Annotated in this window: 19 protein-coding genes; 12 read left to right on the forward strand and 7 right to left on the reverse strand. The window is 58.8% G+C overall.

What is annotated here, in order from left to right:
* Nucleotides 1–3 precede the first annotated feature (3 nt).
* Nucleotides 4–486: a DUF2243 domain-containing protein gene (locus tag JAO77_RS01770; RefSeq protein WP_198988557.1), complete on the reverse strand. Its 483-nt coding sequence runs from the start codon at nucleotides 484–486 to the stop codon at nucleotides 4–6.
* On the reverse strand, nucleotides 473–700 hold the full coding sequence (locus tag JAO77_RS01775) for a hypothetical protein (protein ID WP_198988558.1): 228 nt from the start codon (nucleotides 698–700) through the stop codon (nucleotides 473–475). Before JAO77_RS01775 ends, JAO77_RS01770 begins: the two co-directional genes overlap by 14 nt.
* A gap of 130 nt (nucleotides 701–830) precedes the next feature.
* On the opposite strand from JAO77_RS01775, the gene JAO77_RS01780 reads away from it, so the two are divergent.
* The 9 genes from JAO77_RS01780 (at nucleotide 831) to JAO77_RS01820 (ending at nucleotide 6717) form a co-directional block, all read left to right on the forward strand.
* Nucleotides 831–1220 carry a DUF1353 domain-containing protein gene (locus JAO77_RS01780; protein ID WP_198988559.1) on the forward strand — a complete coding sequence of 130 codons (390 nt, stop codon included), beginning with the start codon at nucleotides 831–833 and terminating at the stop codon, nucleotides 1218–1220.
* Nucleotides 1189–1437, forward strand: coding sequence for a hypothetical protein (locus JAO77_RS01785; protein ID WP_198988560.1), 249 nt, complete (start codon nucleotides 1189–1191; stop codon nucleotides 1435–1437). The genes JAO77_RS01780 and JAO77_RS01785 overlap by 32 nt, the downstream gene beginning before the upstream one ends.
* Nucleotides 1434–2495: a serine hydrolase domain-containing protein gene (locus JAO77_RS01790; protein WP_198988561.1), complete on the forward strand. Its 1062-nt coding sequence runs from the start codon at nucleotides 1434–1436 to the stop codon at nucleotides 2493–2495. Before JAO77_RS01785 ends, JAO77_RS01790 begins: the two co-directional genes overlap by 4 nt.
* Nucleotides 2496–2696: 201 nt before the next feature.
* Nucleotides 2697–2975: a hypothetical protein gene (locus JAO77_RS01795; RefSeq protein ID WP_198988562.1), complete on the forward strand. Its 279-nt coding sequence runs from the start codon at nucleotides 2697–2699 to the stop codon at nucleotides 2973–2975.
* Between the two features lie 239 nt (nucleotides 2976–3214).
* The gene (locus tag JAO77_RS01800; RefSeq protein ID WP_235998176.1) at nucleotides 3215–4147 is read left to right on the forward strand and encodes an aromatic alcohol reductase; all 933 of its coding nucleotides are present in this window, start codon (nucleotides 3215–3217) and stop codon (nucleotides 4145–4147) included.
* Between the two features lie 64 nt (nucleotides 4148–4211).
* Nucleotides 4212–4661, forward strand: coding sequence for a hypothetical protein (locus JAO77_RS01805; protein WP_198988563.1), 450 nt, complete (start codon nucleotides 4212–4214; stop codon nucleotides 4659–4661).
* 55 nt (nucleotides 4662–4716) lie between these two features.
* On the forward strand, nucleotides 4717–5253 hold the full coding sequence (locus JAO77_RS01810) for an NUDIX hydrolase (protein ID WP_198988564.1): 537 nt from the start codon (nucleotides 4717–4719) through the stop codon (nucleotides 5251–5253).
* A gap of 409 nt (nucleotides 5254–5662) precedes the next feature.
* Entirely contained in the window at nucleotides 5663–6205 is a 543-nt protein-coding gene (locus JAO77_RS01815; RefSeq protein WP_198988565.1) for a hypothetical protein, read from the forward strand.
* A gap of 197 nt (nucleotides 6206–6402) precedes the next feature.
* Nucleotides 6403–6717 carry a hypothetical protein gene (locus JAO77_RS01820; protein ID WP_198988566.1) on the forward strand — a complete coding sequence of 105 codons (315 nt, stop codon included), beginning with the start codon at nucleotides 6403–6405 and terminating at the stop codon, nucleotides 6715–6717.
* A 383-nt stretch (nucleotides 6718–7100) separates the two neighbouring features.
* Here the strand turns inward: JAO77_RS01820 and JAO77_RS01825 are convergent, their stop codons facing one another.
* Nucleotides 7101–7394, reverse strand: coding sequence for a hypothetical protein (locus JAO77_RS01825; protein ID WP_198988567.1), 294 nt, complete (start codon nucleotides 7392–7394; stop codon nucleotides 7101–7103).
* A 158-nt stretch (nucleotides 7395–7552) separates the two neighbouring features.
* A complete protein-coding gene (locus JAO77_RS01830; RefSeq protein WP_198988568.1) occupies nucleotides 7553–9271 on the reverse strand; it encodes an ATP-dependent nuclease in 1719 nt (572 codons plus the stop codon).
* Between the two features lie 124 nt (nucleotides 9272–9395).
* On the opposite strand from JAO77_RS01830, the gene clpB reads away from it, so the two are divergent.
* The gene (gene clpB / locus JAO77_RS01835; protein WP_198988569.1) at nucleotides 9396–12005 is read left to right on the forward strand and encodes an ATP-dependent chaperone ClpB; all 2610 of its coding nucleotides are present in this window, start codon (nucleotides 9396–9398) and stop codon (nucleotides 12003–12005) included.
* Between the two features lie 81 nt (nucleotides 12006–12086).
* Here clpB and JAO77_RS01840 read toward each other — a convergent pair whose 3' ends face one another.
* From JAO77_RS01840 to JAO77_RS01850, 3 genes are all read right to left on the reverse strand, one after another.
* Nucleotides 12087–12668, reverse strand: a complete 582-nt coding sequence (locus JAO77_RS01840; protein WP_198988570.1) for a hypothetical protein — start codon at nucleotides 12666–12668, stop codon at nucleotides 12087–12089.
* A gap of 96 nt (nucleotides 12669–12764) precedes the next feature.
* Nucleotides 12765–13037: a hypothetical protein gene (locus JAO77_RS01845; protein ID WP_198988571.1), complete on the reverse strand. Its 273-nt coding sequence runs from the start codon at nucleotides 13035–13037 to the stop codon at nucleotides 12765–12767.
* Nucleotides 13038–13361: 324 nt separating this feature from the next.
* Complete coding sequence (locus tag JAO77_RS01850; protein WP_198988572.1) at nucleotides 13362–13511, reverse strand: hypothetical protein; 150 nt, start codon at nucleotides 13509–13511, stop codon at nucleotides 13362–13364.
* 317 nt (nucleotides 13512–13828) lie between these two features.
* Here JAO77_RS01850 and JAO77_RS01855 point away from each other — a divergent pair, with 317 nt between their 5' ends.
* Nucleotides 13829–14440, forward strand: a complete 612-nt coding sequence (locus tag JAO77_RS01855; RefSeq protein WP_198988573.1) for a HupE/UreJ family protein — start codon at nucleotides 13829–13831, stop codon at nucleotides 14438–14440.
* Between the two features lie 117 nt (nucleotides 14441–14557).
* Nucleotides 14558–16987 (forward strand): M1 family metallopeptidase, encoded by a 2430-nt coding sequence (locus tag JAO77_RS01860; RefSeq protein ID WP_198988574.1) that lies wholly within the window; start codon nucleotides 14558–14560, stop codon nucleotides 16985–16987.
* The last annotated feature ends 67 nt before the right edge of the window (nucleotides 16988–17054 follow it).

A 17054-nucleotide genomic window follows, 5' to 3' on the forward strand; every position in this document is an offset into this window, starting at 1 on the left:
CTCTTACCGCGGGCGCCCGGCCCGCACCAGTGCCCAGCCAGCTAGCAGTAGCACCAGCCCTAGGGCCAGAAAGCCGAGGTCGGCGGGCAGGTGGTTGGGTGTGTATTCGTACACATGGTGTAGCCCAAGTACTTCGTGGTCGATGATGCCTTCTACCACGTTGAACAAGCCCCAGCCCAGCAGCAGGCCACCTAGGAGCGTGCGGCCCGAGTGCGGCACATCGGGGCAGCCGGTGGCGCTCCACAGCATGGCCAGCCCCACTGCCGTGAGCACCCACACCGCCGCGTGAAACAGGCCATCCCAGTACATATTGACCTTAGCCCGCACCAGCGTGTCGGGCGGCAGCTGGCCCGAGAGCATATTGTGCCACTGCAATATTTGGTGTAGCAAGATGCCATCGACAAAGCCACCCAGGCCAGCCCCCAGCAAGATGCCGGCCGCCACTAGTGGCGTGCGCCGCAGCGCCAGCGTGTTAGGACTTGCCATAGCTAGCGAAGAAGTAAGGCCGTAGTTTATCCCAATAAAACAGGGCCACCCCGAGGGCGAGCAGCACGGCTATCGGCAAGAGCACCAGCAGCACGTTGGTGGTGTAGGCGGGCGTGTAAATGCCGGCCTGCACCCGCGGCCGGCACCACGGGCAGGCCCAGGCCACCGGCCCGGCCGCCAAGCTGCACAGGAGGGTAAGGAAAATTTTTTGCATACTAGCTAATAGGGAAGGACCTAGGCTAGAAGTACGCACCCCACCGGCTCACGGCTAGTTTTTTACCTCTATTTTGGACGGCCCAATGCGCCCTAGCTCCGCCGTTAAAGTTGCTTTTGCCTCCCACCCAATGCCTATCACTGCAGACCCCACGGCTGGCGTTTTTTCTGATACGCCCAAGATTGACTTTATCGACACGCCCAACGCGCCTAATCGCAAAGTGCGGGTCATCGACGATTTTACTTTCACCGAGGCGGCCAATGGCACCGTGTGGGAGGCCCCCAGCGGCAGCCTAGTCGACGGGGCCAGCATTCCGCGGGTGCTGTGGTCGCTGGTAGGCTCTCCCTTCACCGGCGACTACGTGTATGGCTCCATTGTGCACGACGTGGCCTGCGACACCCGCACCCGGCCCTGGCGCGACACGCACTACATGTTTTACCTGGCCTGCCTGCCTGGCGGGCGGCACCCGCCGCGGCCGCGCCAAGCTCATGTACCTGGCCGTGCGCAATTTTGGCCCTAGGTGGCCCCAGCCCGCGCCGCAGCCCGAGCCAGTGGTAGCCGAGCAGCTGGCATTTAGCGTGGTGGCTAGGGTAGGGGAGCCGGTGCCGCTGTTTAGCCCCTTTGTGAGCTACGCGGCGCAGTTGCGTTACCTGCACCGCGCCCAAGTCTACCTGACTACTCACGGCGACGGGGCTTCCCTCGAAGCCATCCATATCTACGCTTCTCGCCCAGTATGAACCTATTCGTTGTGCTACTCCTGCTGCTCAGCGGCCCCGCCGCCTGGGCGCAGCAGGCTGAGCTAACCGCCCTGCTTAAAAAGGAAAACGTGCCGGGCATGCAGCTCAGCTACACCAAGGGTAAGGCCACCAAAACGTACAACCTAGGGCTGCGCCAGGCCGGCACTACGCAGGTCGTGGCGGCCACCAGCATCTTCCAGGCGGCTTCGCTGGGCAAGGTGGTGCTGGCCTACGTGGCCCTGCGCCTGCACGACCGCGGCGTGCTCGACCTCGATAAGTCGCTGCTGGCCTACGCCCCATACCCTAGGCTGCAGCCCGACCCGCGCGCAGCCCGCATCACGGCCCGCCGGGTGCTGACCCACACCACCGGCCTGCCCAACTGGGCCGATAACCCCCTGGGGCCTATCTGGTCTACCTCAGCGCTACGCCTCAAGTACGCCCCCGATAGCTGCTGGAACTACTCGGGCGAGGGCTACGTGTGGCTGCAAAAAACGATGGAGCACCTCACCGGCAAGTCGTGGGAGGTGCTGGCCCAGGAAGAGGTTTTTCGCCCCCTAGGGTTGAAAAACAGCAGCTTCGTGTGGCAAGCGCGCTTTGCCGACGTAGCCGCCACCGGCCACGATGATAAGGGCAAGCCTACGGAAGTCAGAAAGTTTGCCGCCCCCTATGGCGCCTACTCGCTGCTGACTACGGCCACCGACTACGGCCTTTTCCTGCAAGCCCTCGTGGCAGGCCGGGGCCTGAAGCCCGCCACCGCCCGCCTGCTCACTACCCCCGCCAATGCCGCCGACCGCTGCGGCACGCCCGCCAGTGCCGCCGACCCGGCCATTGCCTGGGCCTGCGGGCTGGGCCTCGCCACTACTAGCCAGGGCCCCGCGCTCTGGCACTGGGGCGACAACGGCGATTTCCGGGGCTTCTTTATGGCGCTGCCCGGCCGCCAGGAGAGTCTCGTCTTCCTGACCAACAGCGCTAACGGTAACAAGCTCACCGACGAAGTGCTGCGCCTTTTCTTTGGACCCGGCCAGTACTGGACTACCGCGTGGCTGGCTGCCGAATAAGCGCCAAAGCGCCCGGCCAGTGGGTGCAACTTTTGGGGATTCTTATGGTGAAATAGGGCCCAGGCGAGCTGCAAACGCAGCCGGCTGCCGTGTGGCCGGGCACCCGCCTAGGTTGGTGTAAACGCTTGGCTTCGTACCACGTATAGCCCGGTACGGTGGCCCAGCCGCCGCCCCTCCCTCACCCACTAGCACTCTCCCCCCATGAAAGCCACTGCCCTGCTCGCCCTCGCGTTTGCCCTCGCTACCGGCGCCGCCACTGCCCAAACCGTAGCCCCCGGCACCTCGCCCGGCGCCCAAACTGGCAACCCCTCCAATATGCCTAGCGCCGGCACTACCACTGACCAAACCCCAAGCAGCGACCGCATGAACAACGGCCGCATGGACAAGATGTCTAAAGACCGCAGCGACAAAAAAATGATGCGCAAAAGCGGCAAAATGAAGAGCAGCGACGGCTCGATGAAGACCAAATCCAAAATGTAGTTGCCCCTCGCTGGCATCTATAGCAATAAAGCCTCTGCCTTTAGCGGCAGGGGCTTTTTGCTGAGCAGTAGCTTGGACTTTGTAGTCCGAGCGTGAGCGCAGCGAGCATCCCGCGTTCGCCTACCTACTGCTCGCTGCGCTCGCGCTCGGACTATAAAGTCCAAGCTACGCTTAACTGGCAAGCTAGGGCCGCGTACTACTAGCCAACTTATTTTCTGATAATAACTACCCCTTCTATTTTGGCCGACACTCCCACTTCACCTATCGGCCGCTCGGCGGCCGACCCTACGCTTATCGTGCTGGCCGGGGCTACCGGCGACCTAGGCCACCGCATTGCGCTGGCCCTGCTCGACCGCGGCGCCCAGGTGCGCGCCCTCGTGCGCCCCGGCAATACCAAGCCCGAAGTCGCGTCCTTGCGCGAGCGCGGCGCCGAGATAGTAGAAGTTGATTTCGACGACTCGGCTGCCCTCACCCGCGCCTGTGCGGGCGCGGCCTGCGTGGTGTCAGCCCTCTCTGGCCTGCGCAGCGTTATCGTGGACGCTCAAACCCACTTACTCGATGCGGCCGTGGCGGCCGGCGTGCCACGCTTCATCCCATCCGACTTTTCCATCGACTTCACCAAGCTGCCCGCCGGCAGCAACCGCAACCTCGACCTGCGCCGCGAGTTTGGCTGCCACCTCGACCGCATGCCCATTCAGGCCACGTCCATCCTCAACGGCATGTTTATGGACCTGCTCACCGGGCAGGCGCCGCTGGTGCTCTTCAAGCTCCGGCGCATCTTGTACTGGGGCTCGGCCGACCAGCCGCTCGACTTCACCACCATCGCCAACACGGCCGAGTACACTGCCGCCGCGGCCCTCGACCCCACCACGCCGCGCTACCTGCGCGTGGCCGGCGAGGTGGCCACCGTCCGCGACTTGCAGGCCGCCGCTAGCGCCGCCATTGGCCAGCCCTTTCGGCGCCTGCGCGCTGGTGGCCTGTGGGTGCTCAAGCTGATGATTAAAATCACTCGCCGCCTCGTGCCCGCCCCCAAGGAGGTATTTCCGCCCTGGCAAGGCATGCAGTACCTGCACAATATGTTCACTGGCCTTCCCAAGTTCGAAACCCTCGACAACGACCGCTACCCCGAAATCCGGTGGACCAAAGTGCGCGAGGTGCTGGCGGCACGGTAGTAGCCGCTGCTCCCGCATCGAAAGCGGCCTGAAACCTGCCGCTTGGTCGCGTACTTCGTGCCCGATGTTTCGTACCCACGTCATCTACTTGTGGCTCCAACTAATTGGGGCCTTCATCTTGCTGCTGATAATAGCCGCAGTAGCCGCGCCGCTGCTCGATGCTGCTGTCACTGTGCCGATGGTGGCCGCGCTTTTCTTTTTGTTGGCACTGCTGGCAGTGGGCGTCGCCATTGCTGGGGCGTTGCCCATGCTACTGCTTTTGCAATATCTACTCATGGCGGCTGGCACTCGTGCAGGCCGCCCCGGCGATTTTGATGCCTTTCGTCGCTGGCTGCTGTGCTACTGCCTAGTGCCAGCCTTTTTGCCAGCACTCGCGTTTGGCTTGCCCAGCGTGCGCCAGGCTGCTGGCTTGGCGGTGGCTCTATTGGCCGCTTGGGTGGTGGCTACGGTGTCAGTATTCTGGTACAATGCCCGCCGCCTGCACCACGAGTGGGAGGCTGGTGTGCCCCGTTAGATGGCCATAAGTTGGGAGGCAGCTACAAACCACCCTGCTACCCTAGTTACTACTGATGAATAACCCTACTATCTTGCTGCGCGAGTCGGCGGTGCTGGTGCCCATATTCCGCGACGCGGCCGGCGACGCCAACCTCGTGCTGATACGCCGCACCAACTACGGCGTGCACGGCGGGCAGCTAGCCTTCCCAGGCGGCAAGCGCGAGCCCGCCGATGCCTCGCTGCAAGCCACCGCCCTGCGCGAAACCGAAGAAGAAATCGGCTTATCTAGGGCGGCCATCGAGGTGCTGGCCGCGCTGCCACCCGTGAGCACCCTCACCAGCAACTTTAGCATCGCGCCGTTTCTAGGACGCATCACTCCGCCGCCTGCCTGGCACTTTCAGCCCACCGAAGTAGCCGAGGTGCTGCACGTGCCCGTGCGCTACCTAGCCGACCCCGCCCACACCGGCCGCGAAAACTGGCAGCTGCCCGGCTGGCCCGCACCCACGCCGATAGACTTTTGGCGGGTGGGGCCGCACTACCTCTGGGGTGCCAGCTACCGCATTGTGCACGCGCTGCTGCCACGCCTGCTAGCCGGCGAGTGGGAGCTGTAAGATGTAGGTCGTAAGTCAGCGCAAATACCTTCCTGCCAACCACCCGTCTGTCATGCTGAGCTTGCGAAGCATCTTCTCACGCTGGAGCAGGGTATTCGAACGTGACAAGATGCTTCGCAGGCTCAGCATGACAGGTGTTTGCGAAAGATTTTTCTCGCCTCAAATACACGCGTAGCGTCATCACAACAGCAATAAGCTAAGAGGGCTTAATAGCTTTTTTGAATCATGCTTTGAAATACAAAGTTCTTTCGCTTGCTTTGCATTGTTGTCGCCCGTGCCACCTAGGGCAGGAGGGGAGCCCCGGCTGCTTTGCCTACTAGCGGCGGGCTGCAGCGCCTCAATCTGCCACTGCTGGCACCAGCGGATTTTGCCCATTTCTTCTCACCTTCTCACCTAAAACTCTACTGCCATGACCCTCACTAAAAGCCTTACTCGCCTAGCGCTGGCTACGGCCGGCCTGCTGCTCATTCCGCTGGTAGCGATGCAGTTCACGAAAGAAGTAGTTTGGACCTTATCCGACTTTGTAATTGCGGGCGCGCTGCTGTTTGGCGCGGGCCTCACGTACGTGCTGGTATCGCGCATGGGCAACAATGGCTCGTACCGCCTCGGCGCGGGTGTGGCGGTGGCGGCTGGGCTTCTGCTCATCTGGGGAAACCTAGCCGTGGGCTTCATCGGGAATGAAGACAACCCGGCCAACCTGCTCTATGGGGCCGTACTAGCCGTGGCTGGGGTGGGGGCACTAGTGGCGCGCTTTCGGGCCCCGGGCCTGGCCCGCGCCATGTTTGCGGCCGCGCTCACGCAGTTTGCGGTGCCCCTGGTGGCGGCGTATATCTGGAAGCCCGAGATTAACCAAGGGATGCTGTACGTGATTGCCCTGAACACTATCTTCGCCGGTATCTGGGCGGCGTCGGGGTGGCTGTTTTGCCGCGCCAGCCGCACGGGCCAAGCCTGAGGCAAGTAGTCCGAAAGGACACCTAGGCTAGGGTGCCCGCGGCAAAGAGCGCCTAGGTTCTCGCGGCTAGGCCCGGTGCCTAAAGGCGGCCACTGGCGCTGTGCCCCTCGGAGGAGTGGGGCAGCCGAGCCTAGCAAGGGCATCCGAAACCCGGCGCCCTGCGTAGCAGCTACTCTCACCTTGCCTTTTCGTTTGTTATGAAGCTGCTACTTGCCTTCGCCGCGGCCGGCCTGCTCGGCACCGCCTCCGCCCACGCCCAAACCGTGCTGCCCTCGGGCGCAGTGGCCCCCACCGGGGCAGTGGCGCCGGCCACGGGCGTTCCCATCACGCCCGCCACCGTGCCGGGCGCCCAGCCCGTGGTGACGCCCGCCACCCGCGACGCCGGCAGCCCCCGCGCCGCCAACCGCGATAAAAAAGTGCCCGGCATGAGCCGCGAGGACCGCAAGCGGCTGCGCAAAATGGGCAAGGTGAAGTACAGCGCCGAATCGGAAAAGCAGAGCGGCGTAAAATAATCGCCCGCACCGCTCGCTGTATCTATTGCAGGCTGCCCTAGGTGCCCCAGCCACGCAAGGCCAAGGCCAACAGCGATGGCTCGCCAAAAGCGAAATCAACTAAGCCTAGTCCAGCGCTAGTCCATCTATACAAGCAGGAGCATCCGAGCCGGGTGCTCCTGCTTGTGTTTTAGAGTAGTCGGTAAAGCTATTGGTTGCAGCGGTTGCCCACTCTTACACCGGCTACCACTGGCGCGAGTTTAACGCAGCGTAACTCGTGCCCCTTGTTTTTGGGAAGCTGTGCCTCCTGGCGCCAGGGCCGCTAAGAAAAGAAAGCTGATTTAGTGTAGCTTGCCGCTGCGCGTCAGCGGAGGTACAACCTCCGCTTAATGAAAAAGCACGAGCTATAAGCTCGCGCTAGTTTTGGGCACGCGCGGCGTCACCAGAAACAAGGTATTGTCGCCGACGTGCGGGGCCTGGTCGGCACACTCCACCTGGCTGCGCCCGCGGCAAAGCGTGATTTTGTAGTAGTCGCGCCGGTTAAACGTCATCGGGGGCGCCCCGCGTAGCTCTGCCAACGGGAACACGTTAAAATGCCCCACGCCTTGCCCCATATCCGGCGGCGGCACCACGCCAACTGCGGACTCAGGACCCGGGGCAAGCGCCTCGTAAAAGGTGGCTAGGGTATTCGGTTTCATAGGGGCAAGTGTACGAAGTGCGCGGGCGATTAGGCGGCCGTTTTGGCTTTACTACAGGTTTATACCATAGCTGGAGTCATCTAGTATACTAGGCCACACCAAGCGCAAACCCCGACCTGCGCTCGCGTTGCGAAAGAAACGGAAGCTTCTGTTGAATTCTATTCAGGTATTCCTTTTCGATTAGGGTTGTCAACCCATTCTCTAATGCGCCCGATAAATTCCCAAACATCCCCTGGCTGAGGCTGCACATAATCAGGGTGAGTAGGGTCCTCGCCCATTGCCTCAAACATTCTAGGAAGCCAATTTTGCTTTTCTTTAGGCACGCCTAAGTATCCCATCCAAGCTTCAACTTCACCTGGGCGAACTACAAATACACCATGAGCTTCTAATTGGTCAAAATAGGTGTCAGCACCTTGCCGCTCGGTAACTGATAGAACTCCAATACCACCGCTGCGTTTCCAATTCCCGTCTTTATCATTCAGTGCGGCCAGCAGGTTTGCCCTAGTTAATTCGATACTAGGTATGCTTACAGAGGGAAAAAATGCTCCTGCGGTTAACTTGCTAAAAATCTTTCCTCCTTCTTTAAGGACGTCTAAATCAACGATTCCTATGGCTGGAATTCCTAGCTCACGTAATGGGCGAACTACGTCCCAAATTGTTTGTTTATTCTGGGCATTAATAAAAAGACAGTTACCCAATCCACGTACATCTTTTGCGCTTCTAAGTCTCTCATTTATTTCTTGATAGAAAGCCCTATCAGAGTCACCCTCTGTAACAATTACTGCTTCATAGAATAAGCCTTCCAGCATTCCCGTTGACCGTAGCATCGGGTTGCGCATAAATGGAACAAGTTGTTCTCTGTTTAATACGCGTGTTGTAGCTACTCCGCTTTTATAAGTTAATCTAACTATGTTAATAGCAGCGCTAGATTGAATACACCCCATTAAGAAGGATGCACTATGTGTAGAAACGAATAGCCGTTTTTGGGTTTCGCCGGCGGCGATAGTAGCAACTTCCTTTCCTAATTTCATAGCCAGAGCAGGATGTAAGAATGCTTCTGGCTCATCTATGAGTGTAATCTTGGGATCTCCTGTAATCAATGCAGTAATTATGCCCGTGAATGCTCTGACGCCATCGCTGGTTTCCTCAATAGGAGTATTTTGGCCGTGGTAAGCGACTGCTATACTATCCCAATTTCTCTCCTCAGCTTCGTTAACTGGAGAACGTTCTGCTAGCCTAACCCTTAACTGTCCTGGATTAGTGGGGTCAATTACAAAATACCGTTTAAAAGCATCATAAATTATTGTTCTTATTTGTTCACGCAGTTGGTTGTTTCTAAATAGTCGAGCTAACGCATTTGTTGGTGGCGCTTGAAAATCGCCGGCATTTTTAGCGGATAATAAATTTAGTCTATTATTTCCATCCAAACGGAGTGTAAATAATTTGCGATAAGTCGCATATGCATTGACAGCTGTTTTCTCACCGTTTACAGCTTCACGAATCAAATGTCTATAATAAATTTGTTCGTTTCCGTCACTATCTTTTAGGCTTGTTCCAGCTCTAGATAGGTATATAATTTCCTGACTTCTGCTTTCACCGGCAACTGCTGGGCGCTTCATTGTCTCCAACTCGGCATTTAAGCCTTGCTCATTTAAGCGAGAGAATTCCACATTTTTTGTAATGTGGCCTTGCGCATAATCTCCGGATATGCTCCAACTTTCCAACTCTATTAGGACTCGGCTTTTCCCAGCATTGTTAGGACCAACGAATACAGTTATAGGTGTTACCTCTATACTTAAACTAGGCGATTGGGGCGAGGGACCTGCTTTGAAGGTGATTTTCTCAATCATGGTAGACGTTTCTGAAAAATTGTCCAATTATAAGACAAGCTAATCGTTGTTTCCCGCCAAAAAGTCCGAAAAAAACCTTCTGCACCTCGTTTGCTAGTACCCTCGTACAATCTTCCTAACCCGAAGCACCTACCTAGAACTCAGCGAACCAATGGACTTTAAAAACTTCACCATCAAGGCACAGGAGGCCGTGCAGAAGGCCACCGAGATTGCCGGAGCCAACCAGCAGCAGGCCATCGAAACGGGCCACCTGCTGAAGGCTTTATTACAGAACGACGAGAACACCCTTGCCTTCCTAGGTAAGAAATTGGGCGCCAACATGGCCAACCTCGGCCAGCGGCTCGATGCCATCGTGAACGCCTACCCCAAGGTGAGCGGCGGCTCGCCTTACCTGGCCAACGACGCTGCCAACGCCGTGCAGCGCGCCAACACCCAGATGAAAGACATGGGCGACGAGTTTGTGTCCGTCGAGCACCTGCTGCTAGGCATCTTGGGCGGCAAAGACAGCGTGGCTAGCCTGCTCAAAGACAACGGCTTTACGGAACGCGACCTGAAAGCCGCCATCCAGGAGCTGCGCGGGGGCCGCAAGGTGACCAGCCAGACCGCCGAGGAGCAGTACCAGAGCCTCAACCGCTACGCCATCAACCTGAACGAGCGCGTGCGCAGCGGCAAGATGGACCCCGTTATCGGGCGCGACGAGGAAATCCGCCGCGTACTCCAGATTTTGTCGCGCCGCACCAAAAACAACCCCGTGCTGCTCGGCGAGCCTGGCGTAGGTAAAACCGCCATCGCCGAAGGCCTGGCCCAGCGCATCGTGGCCGGCGACGTGCCCGAGAACCTGCAAGACAAAACCTTGATGAGCCTCGACCTAGGCCTGCTCGTGGCCGGCGCCAAGTACAAGGGCGAATTTGAGGAGCGCCTCAAGGCCGTTATTAAGGAAGTGACCGACGCCGAAGGCCAGATTATTCTGTTCATCGACGAGATACACACCCTGATTGGGGCCGGCGGCGGGGGCGAAGGCGCTATGGACGCCGCCAACCTGCTCAAGCCCGCTCTAGCCCGCGGCGAGCTCCACGCCATCGGCGCCACCACGCTCAAGGAATACCAGAAATACATCGAGAAAGACAAGGCCCTGGAGCGCCGCTTCCAGGCCGTGATGGTCGATGAGCCGAGCGTGCCCGACGCCATTAGCATCCTGCGCGGCATCAAGGAGAAGTACGAGCTGCACCACGGCGTGCGCATCACCGACGACGCCGTAATTGCGGCCGTGGAGCTGAGCAGCCGCTACATCACCGACCGCTTCCTGCCCGACAAGGCCATCGACCTCATGGACGAGGCCGCCGCCAAGCTGCGCATCGAGCTGAACTCCATGCCCGTGGAGCTCGACGAAATCCAGCGCCGCATCATGCAGCTGGAGATTGAGCGCGAGGCCATTCGGCGCGAAGACAACAAGGACCGCGAGGCCGTGCTCAGCAAGGAGCTAGCCGAGCTAGGTACCCAGCGCGACGAGCTAAAAGCCAAGTGGGAAGGCGAGAAATCGGTTTTGACTAACATCCAGACCGAGAAGGAAAACATCGAGCGCTTCAAGACCGAAGCCGAGCAGGCCGAGCGCCAGGGCGACTACGGCCGCGTGGCCGAGCTGCGCTACGGCAAAATCCAGGAGGCCGAGCAGAAGCTCAAAACCTTGCAGGACGAAGCCAACGCCAACAAAGACGGCGGCGGCATGCTGCAAGAAGTGGTGACCAGCGAGGACATTGCTGAGGTAGTGGCCAAGTGGACGGGCATCCCCGTCAGCAAAATGCTGCAAGCCGAGCGCGACAAGCTCCTAGGGCTCGAAGCCGAGCTAGGCCGCCGCGTGGCTGGCCAGAGCGAAGCCATCGCCGCCATCTCCGATGCCGTGCGCCGCTCGCGCGCCGGGTTGCAAGACCCCAAGCGGCCCATCGGCTCGTTTATCTTCCTAGGTACCACCGGGGTAGGTAAGACCGAGCTAGCCAAGGCCCTGGCCGAGTACTTGTTCAACGACGAGAACGCCATGGTGCGCATCGACATGAGCGAGTTTCAGGAGCGCCACGCTGTATCGCGCCTCATCGGGGCGCCTCCCGGCTACGTGGGCTACGACGAGGGCGGCCAGCTCACGGAGGCCGTGCGCCGCAAGCCCTACTCGGTGGTGCTGCTCGACGAGATTGAGAAAGCGCACCCCGACGTATTCAACATCTTGCTGCAAGTGCTCGACGATGGCCGCCTCACCGACAACAAAGGCCGGGTAGCGAACTTCAAGAACACCATCATCATCATGACCTCGAACACGGGGGCCGACATCATTCAGAAGAATTTTAAAGAGCTGAATGAGTACAACCACGAAGAAGTGGTGGACCGCACCCGCGACGAGGTAGTGGAGCGCCTGCGCCAGCACATGCGCCCCGAGTTCCTGAACCGCATCGACGAAATCGTGATGTTCCAGCCGCTCAAGCGTAAGGAAATTCGCAAGATTGTCGATATCCAGTTCAAGCAAATCCAGCAGCGCTTGCAGGAGGCCGGCATCAGCCTCGAAGCTACCGACGAGGTGCTCGACTACCTCGGCGAGCAGGGCTTCGACCCGCAGTTCGGCGCCCGCCCGCTCAAGCGCGTGCTCCAGCGCGTCATCCTCAACGAGCTGAGCAAGGAGATTCTCTCCGGCAAAGTGAGCAAGGACGCCGTGGTAGAAGCCGTGCTCGAAGATGGTGCCGTGCACTTCGAAAACGTGGAGCTGCCGACGGTGTAACCTAGAGTAAAGTCGAATAGAAAAGCCTCGCTAGCAACTGCTAGCGGGGCTTTTTGTATGCAAGTAGTGGTAATAGCAGTGCTACCGCTTGCGCAGTGCCTTTTGCTGGGCTCGCAGCTTTTCCATTTGTAGCTGTTGCACAATGGCAACGCGTATGATGGCAGCACTAGCGAAGTACCGTGGTTTCAGTTTGCGGCGAAGACTAGCCGGAATCGACTTACCCGCTTCATAGTCTTGCTGGATGGTACGTAAGCGGCTGCGGCTGTATGTGCTCAGGCGACCAATAATCGGCGCTACGCCCCCAATCATGAGAGGAATACCGGCGGCGTATTGCCACGAATCAGGCGGGCTGCTACCAGTCCTAACGCCATTGGTGGTTTTCTCACCAGGCTGTATCAGGGCGATTCCTAGCCCAAAAATGGGCAGGTACCACCAAGTATTGGCGCGCTTGCGAGCGAAGAGTGCCACCAAGGCACCCGCAGTGTCTGCTACTGTAGCGCTTTCTTGATAATGAGGAAGATACCAACGGCCAAATGTTCTAGGGATAGAGTCCGGAACAGTTGATAGCGGGCTGATGGGCGCAGTTGCCGTTTGTGCCTGCGCAGCTGGGCAGCCAGCCAGCAACAAGAGGAAGAGCAGTGTGTAAGTGTAAATTTTAATCATGCAAGAAACAAGGAATTTAGCTCAATATTAAGGCCTCTCTAAGAGGAGAACGGCAGCTAGAAGACGCTGCCAGCGCGTGTCGAGTGCCAACACTTGCTACTCAAAGTCCTTGCGGCGCAGGCGGCGGGCAATGTACCTAGGTAGCGGCTGGCCCGTGGTATAGGGCACCGTAATGGCTTCTTCGCGCTTGTCGCTGAAGCGCACCAATTTGCCGACCCCAATAGCCGCTGGAAGCCCAACGATTAAGCTAAATACAGTAGCCACTTCCGAGCCCTTAGCTTCGGAGGTAGTGCGGATACCATTGGTAGTAGTGGAGCTAGCACTGCTAATGAGTTGGCGCGTCACGGCCAGCACGCCACCACCAGCCACGTATAGCCACCGACGACCACCCGCCCGGCGCCGCTCAAACAGGTTGCGGACGGCACGTAGCGTGTCGCGGCGGCCAGCGGTGGGCTCGGCGTGCGCTGGTGATTGCGGTTGCTGGGCAAACGCTGTAGTCGCGAAACAGAAGCTAAAGAATAAATAAAGTACAAGTTTTTGTATAGAACATGCTAAGCCAAGTATTGGATAATGAATGTGTTGCCAAAGGTATTGCGAGGCCGAGTAACGATTGATAAGCTATCAGCAAATAGAAGGTAACTCTGGTGGTGGCCACCGTAGGCTATTGAGGTGAGAGACCTTCAAAGCCCAATGCTAGCAGCAGGCGTTGAGCAGGTGTATGTGCTCATCATAAGGCTCGACAACGTTATCGGTAGCAATTGCATAAATAAAGGGCCGCAGCTTGAGCAGTTCAACCTCGGGCTTGAGGTAATATTGGGTGCTTTCCCACTCCTTTTGAATCATCTACTCATACTTAGCACTACCAGTATCGCCACGCTCAGCGCCTAGGCTTTACCGCCTGGTGATACTGGTAACTAGTAAGCATGAGATGGGCAGGACCTAGGCATCTCACTCACGCTCCTCTGCGCAAACGCCTAACCGCATGGCCCAGTAACTAATACAGAGTAGCCAATACAGCAATAGACTATTAAAAATATGGTGGTGAGTTAATTCCCATTTGGGTTTGTCTTACTTTAAAAGGCTGGTTGCTTTGCGGCCAGTCCTTTTTGAGCAATGGCTACCTCAGTCGGTTATCGCGACTTTGCCGACATTTGCAGCCGATGTCTGTATTCACCACCTACCTACAACTTGGGTTTTGGCACATCTGGAGCTGGCAGGCCACCGACCATCTCACCTTCCTGCTGGCCCTGTGCGCGCCCTACGCCCTGGCCGACTGGCGGCGCGTGGTGGCGCTCGTTACGAGCTTCACGGTGGGGCATTCGCTCACGCTGGCGCTGGCTACCCTAGGGGTGGTGGGCGTCGACTCGCCCTTGGTAGAAGCCCTGATTCCGGTCACGATTATGCTCACGGCGCTGCTCAATATGAAGCAGGCCGGCCGGGCCGATAGCCGCTCCACATCCAGCCGCCGGCCTACTTCGGTAGTATGGGCCGCCCCTAACGCGTTAGCGCTGGCCTTTGGCCTTATCCACGGCCTAGGGTTTTCTACTTATTTGCGGTCGCTGCTGGGGGCCAATAGTCGGCCGGTGGCCGAGCTGCTTTCCTTCAACCTAGGCGTCGAGCTGGGGCAGTTGCTGGTGGTCAGCATCATCTTGCTGCTAGGCTTCGTGGTGCTACGAGGCTTTGGCGCTGCCCGGCGCGACTGGGTGCTCACGACTAGCGGCGCGGCCCTAGGGGTGGCGCTATTGCTGCTCGTGCAGCTATTAAATGAGTAATGGAAGAATGGGAGTAGTACCAAAAGAGGATTACGCATACTTATCCCTTACTCAATCAGCAGCCTTGGCGTAAATTCGCCGACCTTAGCCACCTCCTATATAATCCCCCACTTTTTCATGCGTTCTCTACTCCTGGCTGGCGGCCTGGCGTTGGGGCTGGTGCCCACCGCGTTGCGGGCCCAGAACACCAACTCGGGCACCGACAAATTTGCGCAGCTCGAAACGATGCTGCCTACCCCCAATTCGTACCGCACGGCCAGCGGCGCGCCCGGCCCCCAATACTGGCAGCAGCGCGCCGACTACAACATCAAGGTTACCCTCGACGACCAAAAGCAGGCTATTACCGGCTCGGAGACGATTACGTACACCAACCTGTCGCCCGACGTGCTCACCTATCTCTGGGTGCAGCTCGACCAGAACATTCTGGCCAAGAACTCGATAACCTACGCCACGCAGGTGGGCCAAATTACGAGCGGGCGCCTAGGGTTTCAGGATTTGGACGCGCAGCTGACCACGGCCGAGTTTGACGGGGGCTACAAAATTGCGGCTGTGACCGATGCGGCCGGCAAAGCGCTGAAGTACACCATCAACCACACCATGATGCGCATCGACCTGCCCACGCCACTGCGGCCGGGACAGAAGGTGAGCTTTGGGGTGAAGTGGAGCTACAACATCAACGACCAACTGAAAATCAGCGAGCGCAGTGGCTACGAGTATTTCCCGGAGGACAAAAACTACCTCTACGAAATCGCGCAGTTTTACCCCCGCATGGCCGTGTACTCCGATGCTAAGGGCTGGCAGAACAAGCAGTTCCTGGGCAACGGCGAGTTTACGCTGCCCTTCGGCGACTACCGCGTGAGCATTACTGCGCCCGCCGACCACGTGGTCGGTGCCACCGGTACCTTGCAGAATGCCTCGCAGGTGCTATCGGCTACTCAGGTGCGGCGCCTAGGTCAGGCCAAAGGCGCCAAGAAGCCGGTGCTCATCGTGAGCCAGGAAGAAGCTACCAAGAACGAGAGCAGCCGCGCCACCGGCACCAAAACCTGGACCTACGCTGCCAAAAACGTGCGTGACTTTGCCTGGTGCTCGTCGCGCAAGTTCATTTGGGATGCCATGGAAATCACGCAGAGCGGCAAGCCCGTGCTGTGCATGAGCTACTACCCCAAGGAAGGTAACCCGCTTTGGGGCAAGTATTCGACTGAGGTAGTAGCCCATACCATCAAGACGTATTCGAAGTTCACTATCCCCTATGAGTACCCGGTGGCCATTTCGGTGCACGGGCCGGTAGGTGGCATGGAGTACCCGATGATTTGCTTCAACGGCGGCCGCCCCGAGAAGGACGGTACCTACTCGGCCGACCGGAAATACGGGATGATTTCGGTGATTATCCACGAAGTAGGCCACAACTTCTTCCCGATGATTGTGAACTCGGACGAGCGCCAGTGGACCTGGATGGACGAGGGCCTCAACACCTTCTGCCAGTACCTTACCGAGCAGGAGTGGGAGCGCAACTACCCCAGCCGCCGCGGCGAGCCGCGCAACATGGTGGACTACATGCGCACCGATAAGAGCCTGCAAACCCCGATTATGACCAACTCGGAGTCGGTGCTGCAGTTTGGCAACAACGCCTACGGCAAGCCCGCCACAGCCCTCAATATTCTGCGCGAGACGGTGATGGGCCGCGAGCTGTTCGACCACGCCTTCAAAACCTACGCTACCCGCTGGGCCTACAAGCACCCCGAGCCCGCCGACTTCTTCCGCACTATGGAAGACGCCTCGGCCGTGGACCTCGACTGGTTCTGGCGCGGCTGGTTCTACACCACCGACCGCGTAGATATTTCGCTGGATGCTGTGAAGGCTTACAAGCCCAACACCAAAAATCCTGGTCTAGAGAACGCCCGGCTGCAGAACGAGCGCCAGGGCCAAGTGCCCAGCATCTCGGCCCAGCGCAACGCTACCGACATCAAATCGACGGTGGTAGATGAGAAGCCAGACCTCAAGGACTTCTACAACAGCTACGACCCGTTGGCCGTGACTGAGGCCGACAAGCAGCGCTACTTCCAGTACCTGAGCACCCTCACGCCCCAGCAGCAGCAGCGCCTCAACGGCAACCTCAACTTCTATGAGCTGAGCCTGCGCAACGTGGGCGGCCTAGTGATGCCCGTGGTTATCCAGATGACCTACGACGACGGCTCGCAGGAGCTTTCGACCATCCCGGCCGAAATCTGGCGCAAAAACAACGAGCAGGTAAGCAAAATCATCATCACGCCCAAGAATGTGGTGTCGTTTGTGATTGACCCCTACCAGCAAACCGCCGATACGGACTTGAGCAACAACTCGTTCCCGCGCCAAGCGGCGCCCACGCGCTTCGAGCTGTTCCAGGCTGGGCAGGCCGGCAATAATGCCCGCCAGCCGCAGAACCCCATGCAAGCCGCTGGGGCTACTACCGCCGCGCCCGCGCCAGCTACCCCGCTCGAGCGCCGCGAAAACAAGCCTAACCCCGACGGGCGGCAGGCCCGCCCCGCCAGCACCAACGGCAGCCGGTAGGAGAGAGGCTATTGAGTAATAAAAGCGCCAGTCGAAGTTCGGCTGGCGCTTTTTTATTGGCTTATAG

The organism is Hymenobacter sp. BT559, assembly GCF_016427535.1.
Lineage (GTDB): Bacteria > Bacteroidota > Bacteroidia > Cytophagales > Hymenobacteraceae > Hymenobacter.

What these genes read in the sequence shown, in the direction of transcription:
- JAO77_RS01770 (WP_198988557.1), bottom strand. Translation starts at nt 486, where the DNA reads ATGGCAAGTCCTAACACGCTGGCGCTGCGGCGCACGCCACTAGTGGCG.
- JAO77_RS01775 (WP_198988558.1), bottom strand. Translation starts at nt 700, where the DNA reads ATGCAAAAAATTTTCCTTACCCTCCTGTGCAGCTTGGCGGCCGGGCCG.
- JAO77_RS01780 (WP_198988559.1), top strand. Translation starts at nt 831, where the DNA reads ATGCCTATCACTGCAGACCCCACGGCTGGCGTTTTTTCTGATACGCCC.
- JAO77_RS01785 (WP_198988560.1), top strand. Translation starts at nt 1,189, where the DNA reads ATGTACCTGGCCGTGCGCAATTTTGGCCCTAGGTGGCCCCAGCCCGCG.
- JAO77_RS01790 (WP_198988561.1), top strand. Translation starts at nt 1,434, where the DNA reads ATGAACCTATTCGTTGTGCTACTCCTGCTGCTCAGCGGCCCCGCCGCC.
- JAO77_RS01795 (WP_198988562.1), top strand. Translation starts at nt 2,697, where the DNA reads ATGAAAGCCACTGCCCTGCTCGCCCTCGCGTTTGCCCTCGCTACCGGC.
- JAO77_RS01805 (WP_198988563.1), top strand. Translation starts at nt 4,212, where the DNA reads ATGTTTCGTACCCACGTCATCTACTTGTGGCTCCAACTAATTGGGGCC.
- JAO77_RS01810 (WP_198988564.1), top strand. Translation starts at nt 4,717, where the DNA reads ATGAATAACCCTACTATCTTGCTGCGCGAGTCGGCGGTGCTGGTGCCC.
- JAO77_RS01815 (WP_198988565.1), top strand. Translation starts at nt 5,663, where the DNA reads ATGACCCTCACTAAAAGCCTTACTCGCCTAGCGCTGGCTACGGCCGGC.
- JAO77_RS01820 (WP_198988566.1), top strand. Translation starts at nt 6,403, where the DNA reads ATGAAGCTGCTACTTGCCTTCGCCGCGGCCGGCCTGCTCGGCACCGCC.
- JAO77_RS01825 (WP_198988567.1), bottom strand. Translation starts at nt 7,394, where the DNA reads ATGAAACCGAATACCCTAGCCACCTTTTACGAGGCGCTTGCCCCGGGT.
- clpB (WP_198988569.1), top strand. Translation starts at nt 9,396, where the DNA reads ATGGACTTTAAAAACTTCACCATCAAGGCACAGGAGGCCGTGCAGAAG.
- JAO77_RS01840 (WP_198988570.1), bottom strand. Translation starts at nt 12,668, where the DNA reads ATGATTAAAATTTACACTTACACACTGCTCTTCCTCTTGTTGCTGGCT.
- JAO77_RS01850 (WP_198988572.1), bottom strand. Translation starts at nt 13,511, where the DNA reads ATGATTCAAAAGGAGTGGGAAAGCACCCAATATTACCTCAAGCCCGAG.
- JAO77_RS01855 (WP_198988573.1), top strand. Translation starts at nt 13,829, where the DNA reads ATGTCTGTATTCACCACCTACCTACAACTTGGGTTTTGGCACATCTGG.
- JAO77_RS01860 (WP_198988574.1), top strand. Translation starts at nt 14,558, where the DNA reads ATGCGTTCTCTACTCCTGGCTGGCGGCCTGGCGTTGGGGCTGGTGCCC.